Below are 15,822 nucleotides of genomic sequence, written 5' to 3' on the forward strand. Positions count from 1 at the left end.
TAAGGATGGCCGCAGCCATCCTTATTTGAGCTTCTCTGCTTACTTCACCAGATTCCGGTACTTGACCGTTTGTGCAACTTTTTTGGCCCGAAGCAGCTTAATCGTCCGCTTCGTCACCTTCCAGGTATGCGTGCTCTGGTTGACTCTTCTCAGGGCCGCAAAATGGTAGGGACCCATCGACTCTATGCGAAAGCCTTTCCGCAGGCTGTCCCTTTGAAATCGCATATCCGTTCCTTTTTTCAAGTTTTTAAAGGCGACTGCCGGATACATTGCTTTTTTAAACAGCATGGTCGCGCCAGCAACCCGTCCTTTTCCTGGCATCGTTGCCAACATCAGCTTCGCAGAATGATTAAAATACATATAGAACCTCGATTTTCCGATCAGGTCTGCTTTTGATTTCTCAAACTTATTCATCGCTTCCGATAAATATTGTCTCGCGTAATAATCATCATCATCAAATTTAGCGATGATTTCATAACGAGACCTCTTGATGCCAAAATTCAGGCATTTGCCCAGCGACCACTTGGCAGGCAGCTTGTAGACTGACACCTGACCAAGGCTGCCAGCTTCTTGCTTGTAGCGCTCTACGCTCATGCTTTTATGATTTAGCAGTACGATAATTTCTTTTACCTTCCACTGCTGCCGATTATAGTTAGCGAACAGATTTTTGATAAACTGCGGACGATTGGTCGCGGTAATGACAGTCACGCCCACAAGCGCCTTAACCGGCCCGGCCGTTTCTTCTTTGGTTACATCAACCTCTTCTATACCAGATGAGAGGTTTCTTATTTTTCCCGCTCGCTTCACTTTCCACCTCCCCCTAGCATGATAATTTTGGTTTTGTCTTTGGTTGCTCTGGTCGCATGACGCGTATCGTAAATGAGGGAGGCGTGCTCCAGCACCAATGACAGAGGCAGGCTGGAATGATTAGTCGCAATGACGAAGCAGTCAGATGCCTTAAGCGTCGCTTCGTTCAATTCGGTACTTGTAAGTTGCTGCTCTCCCACGTGAAGCGACGGGACATAAGGGTCATGGTAGGTCACAGCAGCGCCTTCGAGCTGAAGCAAATGAAGGAGTTCAATCGAAGCCGATTCCCTGCAATCGGCGATATCCGGCTTATACGCTGCACCGTATACGAATATTTTGACATCCGAAAGCGGCTTCGGCGCAAAATGAAGCTTTAGCTGCTGTACGATATAGATGGGCATTCGATGATTGATTGCATTAGATAATCTTATAAAATCGGATTGCATGCCCAATTGATTTATTTTCCATTCCAAGTAGGCTGGGTCCACGGGGATACAGTGTCCACCGATGCCAGGTCCCGGATAAAAAGCTTTATAGCCAAAAGGCTTGGTGCTTGCTGCCTCAATAATTTCCCAGACGTTCAGCTCCAAAACATCGCAGATCATCGCCATTTCATAAATAAAAGAAATATTAATAAGCCGATAAGCATTCTCCAGTATTTTGGTCATTTCCGCCGTTTCGGTTGAAGAGACGGGATGCACCGCAGCAAACAACTGCTTGTATAACTCTTCAACGCGCTGCAAGCATCTCACAGTGACCCCGCTAACCACCTTTGGAATATCCTGCACCGAATAGCTCTCATTGCCAGGATCTACCCGCTCCGGCGAGTAAGCGAGATGGAAGCTCTCTCCAACAACTAAGCCGGACTGGAGCAGCAGCGGCAGCAAAACCTCCTTGGTTGTGCCCGGGTACGTGGAGCTCTCCAGAATAACAAGCTGCTCCTCCATCAATCTTGTGCTTATTTCGGCAGCCGCTTGCGTCAAGCAGCTCAAGTCAGGCGTACCCGATGCGGTCAACGGCGTCGGAACACAAATAACGATAGCTTCCGCCGCTGGCAGCATGCTGTAATCTGCAGATGGGGCAAAGCTCTGTTTTTCTAGAGCCAATTGCACAGCCTCGTCATTAATATCGGAGATATAGCTTTTCCCCTGTTTCAGCCTTTCTATTTTTTGGACATTCACATCAATCCCTATCACTCGAAAACCTCGTTCCACAAAAAGCAAGGCTAATGGAAGGCCGACATAGCCCAGTCCTACAACAGCTACCGTTCTCTGCTTGCTTCGTTTGCTTATCTTATTGCTGCTGCCTGTTTCGTTCATATGATAATCTCTCGCCTTCTCTCTAGTAAAATGGATTCTTTCCGATAGTATATGAGAGATTCTACTAATCGTTTGGACCCTTTACTAGAAAATATCAGGAAGGGATCACTGCCCAATTTGCCACTCCCCTAGCATTCGCCTTATTCCCAGAGCTATCTCCTGCATAGGATAATGGTGATCTGACTGAAAGCAAATGATTCGAAAGTGGTGAGTAGATGGCCAGAAAATACCGCAGATCCCGCAGCCGTTTCGATGTCATTATGATGTCTGATTTCCGCTTGCCCGGAGGCACAACCTCATCCAATATCGAAGAAATGAAAGCTCAAAAAAGGGCAGGCCTCACGACGGGCTTATACCAAATGTCTGGACATCCAAATAGCAAAGCCAAGCGGTTAAATCCTAAAATCAGGCGTATGATTGACGGTACCCGCATCCGATTGCTGCGTCCGGCAGCCAGAGCCTCCTGCAAAACGCTGATTATCCGGCATCCCCGCATCCTTCATGTACGGCGACGGCTAAAACCAAGGATCAGCGCACAGAAAATTCATATCATAATCAATCAGACGCCAAAAAAAGATTACGGCGGCAACGGCCAAACCGTCTACCGAATCGGCCGCTGCCAGCGCAGAGTCAAGCAGTATTTCGGGAAAACCGGCATCTGGCACCCCATCGGACCACAAGTAAGAAAGACGCTTCAGCAGTATCATGCGCGGGAGCTGAGAAGCATTCGCTTGGCTGCCGAGGATTGGGTAAACATTATCAATACCAGAGAATGGAAAAGAAAAAGGCGTCCCGCCAAAAACGGTGTCATCCGCATCGGTCGACATTCCAGAGACGCTTATGTAAAATGGCCTTCCAATCGAACTGACTTGTTAGCGATCTACCCGTCCTCCTCAAAGTATGAGATCCATGTTCTCGGAGGTGCCCGCACGCCAAGAAAGATACTCGGAAAGCTTCCTAACAACTGGCATGTACTGCCCTTTGGCGCCCGTGCTCCAAAATCCTTTTTGGAAAAGCTTGATGTTTTCGTCTACTATACGCATCCGGATTGCGTCGAAGCATTTGGCAGAGTCATTTTCGAAGCGATGGCCGCTCAAGTGCCAGTCATTCTCCCCCCGAGCTACAAGGAGCTGTTTGGTGAAGCTGCCATCTATGCAAGACCGGCCGAAGTACAGGGGAAAATCGACGCTTTAATGGCCGATTCTAATTATTATGAGAAGCAAATCGAACGGGCTACTCGCTACGTGGAAACTCATTTTGGTTATACGAAGCACAGAGCAAGGTTAAAATAAACACAAAAATGCACCTGCTCGGGCAAGGTGCATTTTTGTATGCTTGCTAATTATGTTACAGATAAGAGCGGCTTCGTTTTTTGCGAGTAGAACTTAATTTTTTCCGGCCTATTCTTCTTTTTTTCGCGCGCATGCCCCGACTTGATTTTGAAGCTATCTTTTTGTCAGGTTCGAGAGAATATCGCTCTTGCTCAACCAGCTCATTGGCATGGAAAAAGATATTCGATAGCCCGAACGGAGAATCAATTTCAGGATTGTCAAAATAATGGAGACGAAACATTTTCTTTGCTTGGTCTGTGATGACTTCTCCACTAGTGTATCTTCCATAGCTCCATGGTGTATGGTCAAGTCCACCACTACCAATATTCACCACTGCTTTACTGTATTCATAGAATAGATCGCTATATATTTGACCTTTATCTGAATCAATCCAGGTGGCTGCAAGCTCGAAACCATGAGCGAAATGGAGAGACCGTAACGGACGATCATCAATAAAGTAAGCTTGATTTGGACCTTGCCGAATATTCCACCGCTCCATCAGATTGCCGGGACCTACAGCATAACCGGGATGACGCAAAGCATAGACATCTTCAAAGAGCGAATGGGCCAGATCTAGCCACGGCTGATCGGCATAGCTGGTTTGGTTAGCATCCAGATAGCAACCTCGTTCGCTCAGCTTGCTCCATGCAGCTATATAACGTTCTGCAACTGGATGTCTGCCAAAAGCGATCAGCCCGGGATGATAGCTGCCGCTCTTCCGAATGCCGGCCAAATCATCCATATTGAGTGCCTCAGGATCAATGACATGCCCTGTCAAAACGATAGGATGAGCCTGTGCAGCAGCGATTAGCTCGTCAAGCGGTGACAAAACCATCGTTTCCGCATCCATATAAACAATCAGATTCTCAGCTTTATAATTGTTATACATATATTGCACTAACAGTGCCCTGCAGGCACGTAAAGCTTCTTGAAGCTTATATTGAAAAAAAACTTTATGCATATGAGAAATAACGCCAGTATCGCGCATTAAAACAACTTCATCGAAATAAGGGCAATGGCTCGCAGCACTAGGCATGTCTTGTTCCATAATCCCGCATACAACTTTGCTGCCAGGCATATTCCTCTTGATAGATTCAGCCAATCTCATTGCTCTCGGCAAATGACTGGCGCTTGAAACTGTTCCGACAACCATGCGGCTTCTCACCATCGATCAGTATATAGTAGTCGATTGCCATTCATAGCGGTTAGACCATCTCCTCTCCTGTCATATACTATGATTGCCTGGTTTCATAGGAAACCCTATTATCTGTCTATTTATATGTATCTATGCAATGTGAGATAGACCGTTAGTAGATAAACGAGCCCAGGGACACATGACCCCTGAGCTCGGCTTCATAATAAGATGCTCTAATTTCAATCATAAATCATTCTTGTATCCTTAATGCTTCTGCCCTCCATGTTATCTTCGCCCGATTGGGCAGGGAAGATACGTTCGGTCATTGCATTGAACTCTGCGATAAAACCTTGAATCGGATGCCCAAGCTTTACATCATTCATATAGGCATTCATTCGTCCGACAAAGTCAGGATTCGCGGAAACATAAACATGCTCGACTCCTGGCTTTAAACGACGCACCTCATTTGCAATTTCATCCTTCATTTCACTTGTAAGCATGTGCTGTCCCGTCGATAAACTGCTCATTCGCCTACTGGTTGCAGTACCTTCCTTGCCCATATAACCGCTGTTGGTCCTGCTCATCATTCGGGCGTCGAGCTTAGGCTCATCCTCATCCAAAGAAACAGCAACATAAGCATTATGGTCCGTCAGCATGACATAGGATGACTTTACTGAATGCAAATCCGTAATTTGCTTGGCAATGCTCTCGCTCATTTCCATCCGGTAATTTTTGTGCGAGCCAATGACATTATTATTGTTCAATCGACGACCATTAATCCGGTTCTGCTCGTTCATTTGATCATCCGCAAATCGTTTATCTTTTAATAAATTGCCATTCGCGTCATATCGTATACTGTTTGAACGGATGTCTTTATTCCCAAGCTCCCCGTGATTTTCCATGCAGCCTGCCAGCAACGTGCTTAGCAAAATACCAGCAGACAAAGCTGCGATCTGTTTGCGCATTTAGCTACCCTCCAACCTTATCTTATCGTAGGCTTCGGACCCTTACTTAGCGTTTGCGTTTTGGCGGTCTGCTATTCATCGGATTGACAAAGACAGTGGTTTGAAGTAAATTGGTATCAGATACTAGTACTTGGTACTAATTATGAGAGGAAGTGTGCTGCGATGAACGAAAAAAGGATAAGCACAATGCAATCCAATGCTGTTATCACTGCAATTGGCACGTATGTTCCCGAGCGTATATTATCCAATTCGGATTTGGAGGAGCTGGTGGATACCAACGATGAATGGATCGTGCAGCGAACAGGAATCAAGGAACGCCACATCGCATTGAATGAGCAGTTCACCAGCGACCTCTGCTTCGCAGCCGTTCAGAATATGATCGATCGTTACGAGGTAACTGTAGCGGATGTCGATTACATTATTGTGGCTACTTCGACGCCTGATTCGGTATTTCCGAGCGTAGCTTCGCAGGTGCAGGCTCACTTCGGCATTCTGAGTACTGGCGCAGCAGACATTCAGGCTGCTTGTGCCGGATTTGCCGCAGCTATACAGCTAGCGAATGGATTACTTCTATCGGGAGTCCATCGTAAAATATTGGTTATTGGTGCGGAAACCTTGTCCAAAATTACCGATTATACGGACCGTACGACCTGCATTCTGTTTGGTGACGGCGCAGGCGCATTTCTGATGGAAGCCTCCTCTGAGGGGACAGGCGACATTGCTGCCGTATATTCCAAAACTGATGGTTCTCGTGGTCATCTGCTTTATCGCAGCAGCTTAGCATCAGCAATAAGCGGACATCCTATCCAAATGAATGGACTTATCGTACAAAATGGCCGGGAAGTTTACCGGTGGGCCGTAAGCCACGTCGCCGAGGGCGTGCAGCAGTTGATGGAGAATAGCGGCTTGCTTCCCGAGCAAATCGACTGGTTTATCCCACACAGCGCTAATATGCGCATCATTGAATCGCTCTGCGAGAGAACAGGATTCACTCTGGAGCAGACCTTATCGAGCATTCAGCAGTATGGCAACACCTCTGCTGCTTCCATTCCACTGGCCATTGACGAAGCAGTTAGAGCAGGCAGAGTTACGCCAGGACAGCTCTTGCTGCTTTACGGCTTCGGAGGCGGTCTGACTCAGGCTGGTGTCATCCTGCGCTGGTCTTTGCCTGCCAAGCGCCAATAATCCCTATATCCAATCGTTTTTGCTCCGCTAGGAACCGATGTAAGACAAAGGGCTCTATGTTGTTTATTCATTTTAAGGTTTATTCTCATACGCAGACTGATGCCCATCTTCGAAGCCTTTGGCGAAGCCCGTATTATAGCCGTCATTAAAGGTTTGACCAAGCTCAGCCTGCTCGTTTTCTTTCTGAGTAAGACGCTTTCTGTGCATCGGTTTTCGGCGCAAAAGCGTCTTTTTTGCCGCAGCGCCTCTTCGGCCGATTCGCTTACGCGATCCTTTCGTTTGTTCCCCTGCACCGGTGGCGTTTTTTTTCCTATTGCTCAGCAGCTGTATCGCCTCCTATGGGCTGGTTACTGTATATCATTAGCTTCGGCTGAAGCCAAGGGGGCGAAGGCTTGCCTTTGTATCTGACACGCCTGTGCCAATGAAGACTCGTCGACGCTTCAGCGATCGTTTCCTGCATGGCAGTAAGAGAACTTACGTTATCACGCAGCAGCCTCGCTCCTTCTGGAGAACAATCAACGACATCGGCAACACTCTCCAGAATGCGTGCCAGTGCCTGCTGGCTTCTTGCGAGTGAAGCTAATATGGCTATTTTAGCCTCTTTTTCCGTAATCCTGCTGTCCATTAGTTTTTGTCACCTAAGGAGAAGCCTTTGCCAAGCGTTGGCAGCGAATCCCCAAAGTTCTCCGATTCATCATCCTCTTGCTGAAGTACAGCCTTCATAATAGACACAATACCCTGATTGAGTTTAGAAATGCCGTCAATAACCTCGATGATCTGATCATGCATTTGAAGCGACTGCCCAAGCTGCGTCTCCTGCGTATTAAAGCTGTGGCTGTGCACATGATTGCATATCCAGCCTCTCATTTTCTCGGCCTCGGCTGCTTTCGCTTCGAGCATGACGGCAATATTCCATTGCATATTAGCTGTTGAGCTGAGCATACGCATATACGCTTGTTCGCGATTCATTGCCAATCAAGCCTCCTTATAAGCAGATCATTCTTCTGCATCCGCTTCCCTTAACTCCCTAACGACATAAGTGAGTTGAGAAGCCATTGTTTCTTGGAAATCGGCAATGCTATTTAGATATGCAATGATATTTTGCCCCACTGCCTGTGTGTTTTCCATAAGCCCAGACACACCTCCAAAATTGGGATGCTCATCCGGCAGCGCCAGCACAATCTCGGACAAACGAACTGCGACATGGCGCTCAGCCTCCAGCACTCGCGCCATTTGCTCATTGGCATGGGACATATGCTGCATAATTTCAGTTATCATATTTTGCACGGCACTCTTCCCCTTTGCTCCTATAGCATATGCGCCCTACGCAGTGATGGTACTTAAATAAAGGCTATAAAGCCTGGTATAGCTTAATTGGCGCAATAATCGGCAGCCCGTCCGGCAAAGCAAATAGCTCTTCTTCCGAGAGAAATACCTGGCTTTGCATCTGCAAACCCCAGCTCTCTGCAGCTAGCTTGCTCAAAATCGGACGTTTGCTTCCATTTTCCAGGTAGTAGCTTTTCTTGTCAGGCCCTATGCCAATGCATCCGCTTGGTACGGCTAAGTTTTCTATGCTGCTTTGATTGGCAAGGTGCTCTTGCAGTGATGAAACCTCAATGGATTCGCCAACCTTCCAGTGCCATATATCAAGCTGAGATAATGAGATAACCGGATCATTCCAGACTCCTGAAATGGGTCTTCTAACATTGTCTTCAATCCAGTAAAGGGTACTTCCTAACCCCTTCACGACCATTCCACGAGGATAAAAAGCCGCTTCGCCAAGAGAATGGTTGTTTCCCTCTTGGAATGGTCTAATTAGAAACTGATGAGACTCAGCTATATTATCCATATCAGTGATCCTCTCATTCAGCCCATTCCATTTGCTAGTGAAATAAGAACTAGAACCGGAAATTTCTATAACGGCTGGTTGTTCCTCATCACTATGAACATATGCGTCCCGAGCATAAACCATAGAGTAACCCTGTAATTTTACTCGCAAGCTATAATCCTCTGCCGCAAGTGCTGCATCCTGACATCCTTCATCCCAATAACCAACTCTCTCAAGCAGGTCACGGCGCATAAGCAGGCAGCTATAGGATAAATGCTCAGCTTCATGCCACTTGGAAGAATCACTTTGGTTATTGACTCTCGCAAACTCATGCATATCAACCAAATCCTCATATTGCAATTCTAGACGTTGACTGCCGCTGAGATGGTTGGATACTGGACCGACCAAACCGATGCTGAGCTCGCTATTCAAGCATTGAAGCAAATTGTCGAGCCAATTTTCAGTAGGATGAATACAACTGTTTAGAAGCAGTATTGTCGTCCCCTTTGCCATCATAAAACCCCGGTTTGCCGCGCCTACGAAGCCTATCGACTCCGATAAAATACGATAACGCACTTGCCCGTCCAATTGCTTCAAGTAATGCTCCAAACCATCGCTTGAGCCATTGTCGATGACGATGATCTCATAAGGCAAATCCGTATGGTCCATAATGTTTTCGATAGAGGTCTTAACTGCTTCCAACTGGTTATAGCTTGGGATAATGATACTCGTTCCCTCAAAATAACCCTCGTAGCTTTCCATTCCTGCCTGCAACCCTTCCCGGTAGCCATCATTTAGGCCAAGCCTGTATCGCTCTAACCGCTTTTGAGTGTTATTCTGCAAGCCAACATTGCTTTTGAGACGTCGGGTCGGCCTTTTTTTGCGTCTCATCTCTAATCTCTCCAATCTGTCAGATGATCATATAGTTCAACATCATATCCTATGTAGGATAGTAATATCCGCAACGGCGAGCGTACCGCTTATAGCGAAATCCATTAGTTAATTTGCAAGACAGTTCCGTATTTACTAATAGAGTTGGATATGGCCGTCTTCCTGTATAAGTTGAACCCGAAAACTCTGCGTATTGATCACTGCGCAAGTAAGACATTCTTTAGGTGTGCGGTTGCCTAACCACAATAGCAAATAGCCGCTTCGCAGGGTCATTAAAGACATTGCAAAGCGGCTTCCTGCTCATATTTTATACTTTACCGATAGCAATCCAGTTAATATTACCTCTTGGCTCCTGGCTAATCCGTGTTCGAATGATGATGATAGCTGCTTTATCTGCAGCCTTCGAATGAACGACAGCATAACAAGCCGGATTATCTGTTGTCACAGTTAAGACATAACGGTTGTCAACAAAAGGCTCATCGAATGCGATGATCAACTCGATCTGCTCTGCTTGAACCGCAAAACTATATGGCGTCAAGCCAAACTGCTGCATAACGACTCCGCTAACTGAGCTTGCAATGACTGGAGCAAAACGCAGCGCCGAAAGCTCGATAGACTGCTGCTGAATATGTCTTCCAGAAATCGAGTTATCAGCTAAGGGTGTCGTTGATGTCGATATGGCACCAAACGCAGAATAATCAGGAAGCAAACCGGCTGCGAGCTTATCAGCCGTTATGCTGCCCGGAGCAATGTGCTCCGTTCCTACGCTGTTTGCAGCCAGCTTCGCCGACGTCACGCTTCCATCCACTAACTGTTCCGGTCCCACGCTGTTTGCAGCCAGCTTCGCCGACGTCACACTTCCATCCACTAACTGTTCCGGTCCCACGCTGTTTGCAGCCAGCTTCGCCGACGTTACGCTTCCATCCACCAACTGTTCCGGTCCTACGCTGTTTGCAGCCAGCTTCGCCGACGTCACGCTTCCATCCACTAACTGTTCCGGTCCTACGCTGTTTGCAGCCAGCTTCGCCGACGTCACGCTTCCATCCACTAACTGTTCCGGACCTACGCTGTTTGCAGCCAGCTTCGCCGACGTCACGCTTCCATTGACTAACTGATCCGATCCCACGCTGTTTGCAGCCAGCTTCGCTGACGTTACGCTTCCATCCACCAACTGATCCGTTCCTACGCTGTTTGCAGCCAGCTTCGCCGTCGTCACGCTTCCATCCACTAACTGTTCCGGACCTACGCTGTTTGCAGCCAGCTTCGCCGACGTCACGCTTCCATCCACTAACTGTTCCGGACCTACGCTGTTTGCAGCCAGCTTCGCCGACGTCACGCTTCCATCCACTAACTGTTCCGGACCTACGCTGTTTGCAGCCAGCTTCGCCAACGTCACGCTTCCTGACGACAGCTGTTCCGTTCCTACGCTTCCACCGGCTAGCTTCGATGCCGTCACGCTTCCAGTCACCAACTGTTCCGTTCCTACGCTGCCTTCGGCTAGCTTTGATGCCGTCACACTCCTTGCCGACAACTGCTCCATCCCTACGCTTCCGACAGCTAGCTTCACCGACGTCACACTTCCGGTCGCGAGCTGTTCCGTTCCTACGCTGCCTTCCGCCAGCTTCTCCGCCGTCACGCTTCCTGCCGTCAACTGGTCCGTTCCTACGCTGTCTTCTGCTAGCTTCCCAGTTGTCACGCATCCAGTCTCCAATTGATCGGTTCCTACGCTGCCTTCGGCTAACTTCTCCGTCGTCACGCTTCCAGTTGCGAGCTGTTCCGTCCCTACGCTTCCACCAGCTAGCTTCGCGGATGTTACGCTTCCTGCTGCCAGTTGATCCGTTCCTACGCTTCCACCAACTAGCTTCACAGATGTCACGCTTCCTGACGACAGCTGTTCCGTTCCTACGCTGTTTTCAGCCAGCTTTTCCGCAGTCACGCTTCCCGACGACAAATGCTCTGTTGCTACGCTTCCACCAGCTAGCTTCGCCGACGTCACGCTTCCAGTCACCAATTGTTCCGTTCCTACACTGCTTTCCGCTATCTTCGATGCCGTCACGCTTCCTAACGACAGCTGTTCCGTTCCTACGCTTCCGCCAGCTAGCTTCGCCGACGTTACGCTTTCTGCTGACAGTTGATCCGTTCCTACACTTCCGCCAGCTAACTTCGCGGATGTCACACTACCTGCTAACAGTTGATCCGTTCCTACGCTTCCGCCAGCTAGCTTTACGGACGTCACGCTTCCAGTTGCAAGCTGATCCGTTCCTACGCTGCCTTCCGCTAGCTTCGATGCCGTCACACTTCCACTTGCTAACTGATCTGTTCCTACGCTGTTTTCAGCTATCTTCTCTGACGTTACGCTTCCGGTCGCGAGCTTATCCGTTGCTACGCTTCTTTCCGCTAGCTTCGCGGACGTCACGCTCCCAGACAACAGCTGTTCCGTTCCTACGCTGCCTCCAGCTAGCTTCGCGGACGTCACGCTTCCGGACGCGAGCTGGACCGTTCCTACGCTGCCTTCCGCTAGCTTCGATGCCGTCACGCTTCCTGACGACAACTGTTCCGTTCTTACGCTTCCGCCAGCTAATTTCTCCGTCGTCACACTTCCAGTTGCTATCTGATCCGTTCCTACGCTGTCATTTGCTAACTTCTCTGACGTTACGCTTCCTGCTGACAGCTGTTCCGTTCCTACGCTGCCTTCCGCTAGCTTCTCCGCTGTCACGCTTCCGCTTGCTAATTGAACTGTTCCTACGCTGTTTTCAGCTATCTTCTCTGACGTTACGCTTCCGTCTGCTAACAGTTCCGTTTCTATGCTGTCTTCCGCTAACTTCTCCGTCGTCACGCTTCTGCTTGCTAACTGATCTGTTCCTACGCTGTTTTCAGCTATCTTCTCTGACGTTACGCTTCCGCCTGCTAACTGTTCTGTTCCTACACTGCCTCCGGCTAGCTTCTCCGTCGTCACGCTTCCGTCTACTAACTGTTCCGTTCCTACGCTTCCACCAGTTAGCTTCGCCGACGTCACGCTTCCGTTCGCCAACTGACCCGTTCCTATGCTGCTTTCCGCTAGCTTCTCCGTCGTCACGCTTCCTGCCGACAGCTGTTCCGATCCTATGCTCCCAACAGCTAGTTTAGCCATCGTCACGCTTCCAACCGCTAGCTGATCAGTTCCTACGCTGCCTTCAACTATCTTCGCTGACGTCACACTTCCGGTCGCCAACTGATCTGTTCCAACACAGCCATCAGTTAGCTTCGCCGACGTCACGCTTCCAACGGACAGGTGATTCGTTCCTACAGATCCTGCTTCAATTTGCTCGCTTCCAATCACATCTGCCACAAGCTTCTCACGCGTTACCGCTCCATCGTCAAGCTGCTCGGTCCGAATACTGTTAGCGGATAATTGCTTGCTGCTAACGGAGCCCTGCTTAAGCTTGCTGCCCATAATTGTTTCATCGGCTACCTTTTCGAAAGAAAGCACGTCGCTTGCTAAATGCGCAAACGTAATGGTGCCTTTACGGATATGGTATCCCTGAATCGTATCCGATTTAAGATGCTTACCCGCAAGTGACTCCAATTGCACATGCTCGCTGGAAACGGAATCGTGTGCAAGCTTATCTCGCGTGACCACCTCGTTCTGCAGCGCATCTTCTCCAATGCTGCCTACTGTCAAATGAGCTGCATTAACGGATTTGGGTTGAAGCTGCTTTGAGCTGACGGACAAATTAGCAATCTTGTCGTTCGTAACCGCTCCAGCAGCAATATGCGCCTCTGAAATAGATCCATGCTGGAGCGCCTCAGCTCCCACAGAACCATTTTTCAGTTGTACAGTTCCAACACTCCCCACGCTGAGCTTCTCCGAAGTAATGGATTCATCCGCCAGATGGGCATTGTGCACGCTGCTCTGTCCCAAATGAATGCCAAGTACAGAAGCTGTAGCCAAATGCCGGCTGTGAACGGCCTCATCAGCAATCTGCTTCGACTGTACTGAGCCGAAAGCAAGCTTCGCTGGTGTAACCGAGCCGTCCTGCAGCGCTTCGGTGACAACCGATTGCTCTGTGAGATGGCTGGCAGTAATAGCTTGCGGTTCAATATGTTCTGAACCGATAGATGCCGTTTGAATATGCTCGGCAGCTATTGATTTTTTTGCGATATGGGCAGCGGAGACTGCCTGCGGCGCAAGCTTTATGCTTGTGACGCTTCCATCGGCAAGCTTAGCGGTAGAAACGCCTAAATCGGTCAACTTATCCGTCGTAACCGACTCCGGCGACAGTTTGAGCGAGTTCACGACATGATCAGCCAAGTGATGCGAGAATACGGCTCCCGGAGCGATATACCGCTCCGTCACAGCTCCTTGGGCCAGCTTGTTGCTCGTAACAGAACTATCCTGAAGCTTATCATTATCAACAGCATCCAGCGCGAGATGTCGCCTCTCAATGATGCCAGGCTTCAAATGTGCGCCGCTCACCGCTTCATCTGAAATGGCGTCCTCTGTTATCGCGCCTGCTGAGAAATGATAGGACCTTAATGCTTCAGGCGCCAGCTTCTGAAAGGTAACAATCTCATCCTTCAAATGCCGCGTTTCAATCGAACCATTCGCCAAAATGCTGCCGTCGACTGCACCATCGGTGAGCTTGCTTCTTGAAACAGAACCTTCGGCCAGTTGAGCCATGCCTACTGCCTCAATTCCAATATGCTCTTCTTCCACCGCGCCTGGAGCTAGCTTCTCCTTATCGATAATTCCATTTTTCAGATGTCCACCCGTGATGGCGTTTTTGGCGATATGTTTTGTATTTACAGCATCAGCTGCCAAATGCGAAAACAAAATCTGTGCTTCTGCGATTTTGTCAGAAGTGATGCTGACTGGCCCCAAATGGCGGTTCAGCACCGACTCATTGGCAAGCTTTTGGGCATTTACGCTTTGATCGGACAGCTTTGATAAGGTGATGGAATGATCAACCAGCTTAATCGTAGATACGGATTGATCGGCAAGCTTCGAAGAGTTGACTGAAAGCTCAGCGAGATGGTCGCTTGTGATTTGCCCTGCGCTGATGTGCGTGCCGAGAATGGATGCTAACTGCAGGTGTGATGAAGACACCGATTCGTCCGCTAATTGTTCGGCCTTGACTGCCTTTGCCTGCAGTTCTCTTGTTCCGATGGCTCCTTCTGCCAGATGAATGGCTTCGATTTCTCCTAGGGCCAAATGCTTCCCCTGAATTTCACCAACTGCCACGTGCTCAGCTAATAAAACGCCCGGTTTCAAGTGCTCGGAGGTTATGGAATCAGCTGCGATTTTCTCACTGGTAACGGCGCCATTGCGAATTTTAGATTCCGAGATAGCTCCTTCTGCAAGCTTAGAATTTTTAATAATGTCATTAGCCAAATTGTCTGTCCGAATCGTCCCGCTTTTGATTTTTTCAGCGGTAATGGAATGGTCGGCAAGCAGCTCCGTCGTAACGAGAAATGACTTCAAATGCTTCGATTCAATAGAGCCTTCAGCAAGTTTATCCGTACTGATCGTTCGATCAGCCAGCTTCTCTGAGGTGATGCTGCCGTCATGAAGCTTGTTGCCGGTAATGGAATGATCCAGCAGTTTATCACCGGATATTGCATTACTTATTAAATGCTCACCTGTAATCGATTCGTTAGCGATTTTGAGCGAGTTAACTGATCCATCTCCCAAATGAATGCTCCGAATGGCATAATCCGCCAACGCCTCTGCCTGCACGCTGCCTGCTGCCAATTTAGTACTGTCAATTGACCCAGGTGCAATTTTCTCTGCCGTAACTGCCAAATCAACTAAATCATCGGTGTATATGAATCCCGCTGGTCCTTCAGGTTCTTTCTTTTCTTCGATTTTCTCCAGCTTTTCCTCTAAGCTAAACAACTCAATCTCTTCCACCAGCTCAACAATGGGAGCCTGTTCCTCCTGCTCAACGGAGGCCAATTCGTCGACGACCACCTCATCCTCGGCCAACTCATCCTCGGCCAACTCCAATGGCGGTTCGAGAACAGTCATAACGGCATTAATATTCACCATTGGTTTCTCTTCATCCGCTTTTCTTAAGGATGATTTAGCTGCATTCAATTGCGCCTCAGCTTTTCTCCTATTCAAATCATCCAGCCACTTTAACTCGGAAGCATTCGGATTATCAACATAAAAAAGCGGCTTTCGCCCCTTCGGGCTCTTCCCTTTTCTGCTTTTCGTCATAGTCCTCTCCTTCTCCCACCTGAAATGTCATAGGCAATATATGCACATACCCATGGGCTCGCTACTGGCAAGGATGACATTTATCCGTTCACACCTTTGGCAACAGACCAAAAAACCGCAGGAGCGCACTGCTCCCGCGGTTTTAAATAAAGATCCGTATGA

The 15,822-nt window shown here is 48.6% G+C and carries 12 protein-coding genes; 2 read left to right on the forward strand and 10 right to left on the reverse strand.

The window, feature by feature from the left end; genetic code table 11:
- Positions 1–39: 39 nt before the first annotated feature.
- Positions 40–807: a glycosyltransferase family 2 protein gene (locus E0496_RS03855; protein WP_161601304.1), complete on the reverse strand. Its 768-nt coding sequence runs from the start codon at positions 805–807 to the stop codon at positions 40–42.
- Positions 804–2,126: a nucleotide sugar dehydrogenase gene (locus E0496_RS03860; RefSeq protein WP_141500354.1), complete on the reverse strand. Its 1,323-nt coding sequence runs from the start codon at positions 2,124–2,126 to the stop codon at positions 804–806. The genes E0496_RS03855 and E0496_RS03860 overlap by 4 nt, the downstream gene beginning before the upstream one ends.
- Positions 2,127–2,341: 215 nt before the next feature.
- Between E0496_RS03860 and E0496_RS03865 the strand changes: the two genes are divergently transcribed.
- On the forward strand, positions 2,342–3,418 hold the full coding sequence (locus tag E0496_RS03865) for a glycosyltransferase (protein WP_141500355.1): 1,077 nt from the start codon (positions 2,342–2,344) through the stop codon (positions 3,416–3,418).
- A gap of 55 nt (positions 3,419–3,473) precedes the next feature.
- On the opposite strand, the gene E0496_RS03870 is transcribed toward E0496_RS03865, so the two are convergent.
- Both E0496_RS03870 and E0496_RS03875 read right to left on the reverse strand, forming a co-directional pair.
- Positions 3,474–4,505 carry a hypothetical protein gene (locus E0496_RS03870; protein WP_206669705.1) on the reverse strand — a complete coding sequence of 344 codons (1,032 nt, stop codon included), beginning with the start codon at positions 4,503–4,505 and terminating at the stop codon, positions 3,474–3,476.
- A gap of 326 nt (positions 4,506–4,831) precedes the next feature.
- Positions 4,832–5,557: a YhcN/YlaJ family sporulation lipoprotein gene (locus E0496_RS03875; RefSeq protein ID WP_141500357.1), complete on the reverse strand. Its 726-nt coding sequence runs from the start codon at positions 5,555–5,557 to the stop codon at positions 4,832–4,834.
- Between the two features lie 162 nt (positions 5,558–5,719).
- Between E0496_RS03875 and E0496_RS03880 the strand changes: the two genes are divergently transcribed.
- Complete coding sequence (locus E0496_RS03880; RefSeq protein WP_161601305.1) at positions 5,720–6,742, forward strand: ketoacyl-ACP synthase III; 1,023 nt, start codon at positions 5,720–5,722, stop codon at positions 6,740–6,742.
- Between the two features lie 72 nt (positions 6,743–6,814).
- Here E0496_RS03880 and E0496_RS36810 read toward each other — a convergent pair whose 3' ends face one another.
- From E0496_RS36810 to E0496_RS03905, 6 genes are all read right to left on the reverse strand, one after another.
- Positions 6,815–6,949 (reverse strand): hypothetical protein, encoded by a 135-nt coding sequence (locus E0496_RS36810; RefSeq protein ID WP_277755822.1) that lies wholly within the window; start codon positions 6,947–6,949, stop codon positions 6,815–6,817.
- Positions 6,950–7,052: 103 nt separating this feature from the next.
- Positions 7,053–7,367: a hypothetical protein gene (locus tag E0496_RS03885; RefSeq protein ID WP_141500358.1), complete on the reverse strand. Its 315-nt coding sequence runs from the start codon at positions 7,365–7,367 to the stop codon at positions 7,053–7,055.
- The gene (locus E0496_RS03890; RefSeq protein WP_141500359.1) at positions 7,367–7,711 is read right to left on the reverse strand and encodes an alpha-helical endospore appendage domain-containing protein; all 345 of its coding nucleotides are present in this window, start codon (positions 7,709–7,711) and stop codon (positions 7,367–7,369) included. The genes E0496_RS03885 and E0496_RS03890 overlap by 1 nt, the downstream gene beginning before the upstream one ends.
- A 27-nt stretch (positions 7,712–7,738) precedes the next feature.
- The gene (locus E0496_RS03895; RefSeq protein ID WP_338325817.1) at positions 7,739–8,020 is read right to left on the reverse strand and encodes a nucleoside-diphosphate sugar epimerase; all 282 of its coding nucleotides are present in this window, start codon (positions 8,018–8,020) and stop codon (positions 7,739–7,741) included.
- Positions 8,021–8,093: 73 nt separating this feature from the next.
- The gene (locus tag E0496_RS03900; RefSeq protein WP_141500361.1) at positions 8,094–9,461 is read right to left on the reverse strand and encodes a glycosyltransferase family 2 protein; all 1,368 of its coding nucleotides are present in this window, start codon (positions 9,459–9,461) and stop codon (positions 8,094–8,096) included.
- Positions 9,462–9,768: 307 nt separating this feature from the next.
- The gene (locus tag E0496_RS03905; protein WP_141500362.1) at positions 9,769–15,660 is read right to left on the reverse strand and encodes a WIAG-tail domain; all 5,892 of its coding nucleotides are present in this window, start codon (positions 15,658–15,660) and stop codon (positions 9,769–9,771) included.
- Positions 15,661–15,822: the final 162 nt, after the last annotated feature.

The organism is Paenibacillus luteus (genome assembly GCF_006542765.1).
GTDB lineage: Bacteria > Bacillota > Bacilli > Paenibacillales > Paenibacillaceae > Pristimantibacillus > Pristimantibacillus luteus.

Coding starts and splice junctions, on each gene's coding strand:
- E0496_RS03860 (WP_141500354.1), bottom strand. CDS start 2,126: ATGAACGAAACAGGCAGCAGCAATAAGATAAGCAAACGAAGCAAGCAG.
- E0496_RS03865 (WP_141500355.1), top strand. CDS start 2,342: ATGGCCAGAAAATACCGCAGATCCCGCAGCCGTTTCGATGTCATTATG.
- E0496_RS03870 (WP_206669705.1), bottom strand. CDS start 4,505: ATGGAACAAGACATGCCTAGTGCTGCGAGCCATTGCCCTTATTTCGAT.
- E0496_RS03875 (WP_141500357.1), bottom strand. CDS start 5,557: ATGCGCAAACAGATCGCAGCTTTGTCTGCTGGTATTTTGCTAAGCACG.
- E0496_RS03880 (WP_161601305.1), top strand. CDS start 5,720: ATGAACGAAAAAAGGATAAGCACAATGCAATCCAATGCTGTTATCACT.
- E0496_RS36810 (WP_277755822.1), bottom strand. CDS start 6,949: ATGCACAGAAAGCGTCTTACTCAGAAAGAAAACGAGCAGGCTGAGCTT.
- E0496_RS03885 (WP_141500358.1), bottom strand. CDS start 7,367: ATGGACAGCAGGATTACGGAAAAAGAGGCTAAAATAGCCATATTAGCT.
- E0496_RS03890 (WP_141500359.1), bottom strand. CDS start 7,711: ATGAATCGCGAACAAGCGTATATGCGTATGCTCAGCTCAACAGCTAAT.
- E0496_RS03895 (WP_338325817.1), bottom strand. CDS start 8,020: ATGATAACTGAAATTATGCAGCATATGTCCCATGCCAATGAGCAAATG.
- E0496_RS03900 (WP_141500361.1), bottom strand. CDS start 9,461: ATGAGACGCAAAAAAAGGCCGACCCGACGTCTCAAAAGCAATGTTGGC.
- E0496_RS03905 (WP_141500362.1), bottom strand. CDS start 15,660: ATGACGAAAAGCAGAAAAGGGAAGAGCCCGAAGGGGCGAAAGCCGCTT.